The sequence below is a fragment of the Aquincola agrisoli genome (assembly GCF_036621135.1).
Classification (GTDB): Bacteria; Pseudomonadota; Gammaproteobacteria; order Burkholderiales; family Burkholderiaceae_C; genus Aquincola; species Aquincola agrisoli.
In genome coordinates this window covers 1-5,506 of the sequence record NZ_JAZIBG010000022.1, presented here as the reverse complement: position 1 = coordinate 5,506, position 5,506 = coordinate 1, and the positions used below count along the sequence as shown (strand labels likewise).

The following is a 5,506-nucleotide window of genomic DNA, read 5'->3' as shown; positions in this document are numbered from 1 at the left end:
CGCAGACCACCCCGGCCTCCACCAGCGCGCGGTAGCCGCCGTCGTCGACGCCGAGCTCGCGCAGCAGCTCGCGGTTGTGCTCGCCCAGCTTGGGCGCGGGCTGGCGGATCGAGCCCGGGGTGGTGTCCAGGCGCGGCACCACGTGGTGCATGGGCAGGCGGCCCATCTCCTCGTCGGGGTAGTCGGCCAGCAGCTCGCGGGCGATCACGTGCGGGTCCTCGACGATCTGCGAGATGTCGTAGATCGGCCCGACCGTCACCTCGGCGCGCTCGAACAGCGCCACCGCCTCCTGCTGGGTGTACTGGGCGATGAAGCCGCCGATCACCTCGTCGAGCGCCTGGGCGTGGCGCACCCGGTCGGCGTTGGTGCGGAAGCGCGGGTCGTCGATCAGCTCCGCGCGCCCGACCGCGCGCAGCGTGCGCTCGGCCATCTTCTGCGTCGAACCCGACAGGCTCACGTAGCGCCCGTCCTTGCAGCGGTAGGCGTTGCGCGGGGCCGAGTTGGTCGAGCGGCTGCCGGTGCGCTGGCGCAGCGTGCCCGTCAGGCGGTACTGCGCGGCCTGCGGCCCCAGCAGCGCGAACAGCGGATCCAGCAGCGGCAGGTCGATCACCTGGCCGCGCCCGCCGCGCTGCTCCACCTCGCGCAGCGCGATCATCGCGGCCGAGGCGCCGTACAGCCCCGCCACCCCGTCGGCCAGGTACATCGGCGGCAGCACCGGCTCGCGGTCGGCAAACCCGTTGAGCTCCGCAAACCCCGACATGCCCTCGATCAGCGTGCCGAAGCCCGGGCGCTGGCTGTACGGGCCCGACTGCCCCCAGCCCGAGATGCGCACGATCACGAGCTTGGGGTTGCGCTTGAGCAGCTCGTCCGGCCCCAGGCCCATCTGCTCGAGCACCCCCGGGCGGAAGCTCTCGACGAGCATCGAGGCCGAGCCCGCGAGCTCCAGCAGCAGCTCGCAGGCCTTGCGCTGGCGCAGCTCCAGGCACAGGCTCTTCTTGTTGCGCGCGTAGAGCTTCCAGTGGGTGGAGACGCCGCGGGTCTGCCAGGCGCGCAGCGTGTCGCCGGCGGGCGGTTCGACCTTGATCACCTCGGCGCCGAAGTCGCCGAGGATCTGGGTCATCACGTTGCCGGCGAACAGGCGCGACAGGTCCAGCACCCGCAGGCCCTCGAGCGTGCCGGTGGCGGCGGGGGTGTAGTCGCGCGAAGGCAGCGGCATGGCGGTGTGGCTGTGCATCGGGGGGTCTTCGCCGCGGCGGTCAGTCGGAGATGAGGTTGCCGCCTTCGAGGAACTCGGCGATGTCCCAGAAGCCGGTGCGCGGCATGGGCAGGTCGCCGCGCGTGCGCACCTCCAGCAGGTAGGGCCGGTCCTGGGCCAGCGCGTGGCGCAGCCCGGCGCCCAGCTCGCGCGGGTCCTCGATCAGCGACGAGGCGATGCCGAAGGACTGGGCCATCAGCATGAAGTCGGGGTTGTAGGCCTGGCCGTCGGGGCGCTGGAACTCGGTGCCGTAGGTGTTCTTGAAGTAGGTGCCGCCCACGGTGCGGATGGTGGAGAAGCAGAAGTTGTTGAACAGCAGCCACAGCACCGGGATGTTCAGCTCCACCGAGGTGGCCAGCGCGCCCATCACCGAGGTCAGGCCGCCGTCGCCCACCAGGCCGATCACCTTGCGGTTCGGCGCGCCGAGCTTGGCGCCGATGGCCGCGGCGGGCGAGAAGCCCATGGTGGCCATGCCGCCGCTGGTGATGAAGGACTGCGGGCGCTTGACCTGCAGCTGCTGGCCGGCGCCGTTCTTGTTCCAGCCCACGTCCGTCACGAAGATGGCGTCGTCGGGCGCGGCCTCGGAGAGCTCGCGCAGCAGCGTGGCCGGGTGGATGGGCCGGCCGGTGTCGTGCTGGGAGGCGGTGAGTTCCTGCTGCCAGGCGGCCTTGCGCTGGGCGACCTGGTCGAGCTGCGCGCGCGCGGCGGCCTCGGCGCGCGGGGCCTCGCCCAGGCGCGTGATCAGGGCCTGCAGCGTGGCCTTGGCGTCGCCGACGATGCCCACCTCCACCGGGTAGCTCTTGCCGATCTCCACCGGGTCGATGTCGATCTGGATCAGGCGGGTCTTCGGGATGTCGAAGGTGTGCTCCGGGCGCCAGGAGCTGCAGTCGGCCTCGCCGAAGGCGGTGCCCACGGCCAGGATGACGTCGGCGGTGCGGGTGGTGTCGTTGGCCGCGCGGGTGCCCCAGATGCCGGTGGTGCCCAGCGACAGGGTGTCGTCCTCGGGGTACAGGCCCTTGCCCATCAGCGTGGTGGCCACCGGGGCGTGCAGCCGCCGCGCGAGCTGCGCCAGCTCGGCCGAGGCGTCCGACAGGGTGACGCCGTTGCCGGCGAAGATCACCGGGCGCTGCGCCTTGGCCAGCAGCTCCGCGGCGCGGGCCACGCCCTCGGCGTCGCCGGCCACGCGGCGGTAGGCCGGGCGGCGTGCGGCCATCGGGGCCTCGCCGGCGGGCTCGACGATGCCGGAGAAGACGTCCATCGGCACGTCCACCAGCACCGCGCCGGAGCGCCCGGTCTGCGCGAGGTTGAGCGCACGCGGCATCACGTCGGGCAGGAACTTCGCGTCGTCGACGCGCCACACGCGCTTGCACACCGGGCGGAACATGTCGCCCTGGGAGGCGTCGGCATGCAGCCGCATCTGCTGGTGGGCCTCGCGGGCGTGGTGGTACGACGGCGTGTTGCCGGCGATCACGACCATCGGCGTGCCGTCGGCCGCGGCGGTGGCCACGCCGGTCAGCGCGTTGGTCAGGCCGGGCGACAGGTGCACGTTGATCACCGCCAGCCGGTGCGACACGCGGAAGTACGCGTCGGCCGCGTGCACCGCCTGCTGCTCGTGGCGGAACGACACGTACTCGATGCCCAGGCGCTGGCAGGCGTCGATCAGCGCGTAGTTGGTGTGGCCGCACTGGCCGAAGACCTTGTCGACGCCTTCTTGCTTCAGGCACTGGGCGATGTACATCGCGCCGGTCATCTTGTCCATCTTGTTCTGTTCCATCGGGTTCCTCCTTGTCGTGCTCAGGACAGGCTCGCCGTGATCAGGCGCTCCTCGGTCATCTCGCGCATGGCGTAGCGGGGGCCTTCGGTGCCGATGCCGCTGTCCTTGACCCCGGCAAACGGCATCAGGTCGACGCGGCTGGTCGAGGGCTCGTTGATGTGCACGACGCCCACGTGCAGCTGGCGCGCGGCGTTGAGCGCACGCATGACGTCGCGGGTGAACAGGCCCGCGGCCAGGCCGAAGGGCGTCGCGTTCACCTGCGCCACGGCCTCGTCGAAGCCGCCGTAGGGGATCACCGAGAAGACGGGCGCGAAGATCTCCTCGCGCAGCACGCGCATCTTCGGGGTGACGTCGGTGAGGATGGTGGGCTGCATCAGCGCGCCCTCTCGCGTGCCGCCCAGCAGCACGCGCGCGCCCTCGGCCACGGCCTCCTCGACCCAGCGCTCGGCGCGCCGGGCCTCGGCCTCGCTGATCATCGGGCCGATGACGGTGGCGGGGTCGTGGGGGTCGCCGACCTTCAGGGCGCGCGCGGCCTCGAGCAGCCGCGGCAGGAAGTCATCGAGCACGCCCTGCTGCACGAACAGGCGCTGCGTGGAGGTGCAGGCCTGGCCCGCGCGGCGAAAGCCCGACTGCACGACGCGGGTGGCCGCGCGCTGCAGGTCGGCGTCCTCGCAGACGATGGTCGCGGCGATGGAGCCCAGCTCCAGCGCCACCGGGCGCAGCCCCACGCTGGCGCGGATGCGCTGGCCCACCGGGGTGCTGCCGGTGAAGGTGTAGAAGTCGATGCCGGGGTGGTCGACCAGCCAGCCGCCGATCTGGCTGCCGGGGCCGTGCACCAGGTGGAGGTGCGACGGCGGCAGGCCCGCGTCGAGCAGGATCTGGCACAGCAGTGCGGCCGAGAACGGCGTGGTCTGCGGCGGCTTCACCACCACGGTGTTGCCCGCACCCAGCGCCGGCGCCACCTTGTGCGCCACCATGTTCAGGGGCGAGTTGAACGAGGTGATGCCGCAGACCACGCCGCGCGGCGCGCGGATGGTGAAGGCCATGCGGTGCGCATGGCCCGGCGCGGCTTCGATGGGCACCACCTCGCCGGCCAGGCGCTTGCCTTCCTCGGCCGACAGGATGAAGGTCTGCGCCGCGCGGCTCACCTCGTTCTGGGCGTCGACCGACGGGAAGCCCGCCTCGGCCGTGATGGTGCGGGCCAGCAGTTCGCGCCGCTCCTCGATCAGCGCGGCCGCCCGGGTCAGGATGAGGAAGCGGTCGTACGGCGCCAGCTGGTGGCCGGTGAAGGCGCGGCGGGCGGCGGCCACCGCCGCCTCCACCTGCGCCTGCGAGGCCGACTCGCCGTGGCCGATCAGCGCGCCGGTGTACTTGTCGTAGACGGGGAAGCGCTCGGCGCCGTCCACCCACTCGCCACCGATCAGCAGCCGTGCATGGCGCAGCTCCGTCACTTGGCGCCCCGCATCTTGGCCAGCTCGGCGTTGGCCTCGGCGACCAGCGCTTCGCTGACTTCCTTGCTGTACTTGTCGACGACGGGCTTGACCTTGTCGCGCAGGCGCGCGATCTCGCCGGGGCTGACCTCGTTGACCTGCATCTTGGCCTTGAGCTGGCCGATGGACTGCAGCTCCTTGGACTGGGAGATCTTGCGCTGCTCGAGCATGGCCTCGCGCGCGGCCTCGCTGATGATCTTGTGCTCGGCCGCGGACATGCCGTCCCAGGTCTTCTTGCTCATGACCACCGGCATGGCGGTGTAGACGTGGCGGGTCAGCGAGAGGTACTTCTGCACTTCGGCGAACTTGGCGTTCTCGATGACGCCCACGGGGTTGTCCTGGCCGTCCACGGTTTTGCTCTCCAGCGCCATGTACAGCTCGCCGAAGGTCATGGGCACGGGGTTGGCGCCCAGGGTGTTGAACAGGTCGATGTAGATGGGCGAGGACAGCACGCGCAGCTTCAGCCCCGCCAGGTCCTCGTACTTCTCGATCGGGCGCTTGCTGTTGGTCATGTTGCGGAAGCCCAGGTCCCACAGCCCCAGGCCGACCAGGCCGTACTCGGGCAGCTTGTCCTGGAGCTTGCGCCCGACGGGGCCGTCGGCCAGCGCGTAGGCCTCCTGCGCGTCGTTGAACAGGAACGGGAAGTCGAACAGCATGAAGTCCTTGTGCAGCCCGACGAACAGCCCCGTGGCCATGGTGGTGAAGTCCACCGTGCCCCCGCGCGCGGCCGACAGGTTCTGCGGGTCGCTGCCCAGCATGGCCGCCGGGTACACGGTGATCTTGATCTTGCCGCCGCTGCGCGCGGACACCAGGTCCGCGAACTTCTGCGCCCCCACCCCCAGCGGGTGGTCCTTGGCCAGGCTCAGCGCGAACTTCAGGTTGCGCTCCTTGATGTCCTGCGCCTGCGCCTGCAGCGGCACCACCGCGCTCAGCGCCAGCAGCGCCGTGCCCGCCGCGTTCAGCAGCCATCTTCTCGTCGTCGTCGTC

The 5,506-nt window shown here is 71.3% G+C and carries 4 protein-coding genes; all 4 read right to left on the bottom strand.

Annotated features, from left to right (window positions below):
* Window positions 1-1,234 (bottom strand): CaiB/BaiF CoA transferase family protein (locus tag V4F39_RS09715; RefSeq protein WP_332289146.1); only part of this gene is annotated, 1,234 nt, incomplete at its 3' end.
* Window positions 1,235-1,256: 22 nt separating this feature from the next.
* Window positions 1,257-3,029, bottom strand: coding sequence for a thiamine pyrophosphate-binding protein (locus V4F39_RS09710; RefSeq protein ID WP_332289145.1), 1,773 nt, complete (start codon window positions 3,027-3,029; stop codon window positions 1,257-1,259).
* A gap of 20 nt (window positions 3,030-3,049) precedes the next feature.
* Complete coding sequence (locus V4F39_RS09705) at window positions 3,050-4,480, bottom strand: aldehyde dehydrogenase family protein (RefSeq protein WP_332289144.1); 1,431 nt, start codon at window positions 4,478-4,480, stop codon at window positions 3,050-3,052.
* Window positions 4,477-5,481 carry a TRAP transporter substrate-binding protein gene (locus V4F39_RS09700; RefSeq protein WP_378235205.1) on the bottom strand — a complete coding sequence of 335 codons (1,005 nt, stop codon included), beginning with the start codon at window positions 5,479-5,481 and terminating at the stop codon, window positions 4,477-4,479. Before V4F39_RS09700 ends, V4F39_RS09705 begins: the two co-directional genes overlap by 4 nt.
* Window positions 5,482-5,506: the final 25 nt, after the last annotated feature.

Coding starts and splice junctions, on each gene's coding strand:
- V4F39_RS09710 (WP_332289145.1), bottom strand. CDS start 3,029: ATGGAACAGAACAAGATGGACAAGATGACCGGCGCGATGTACATCGCC.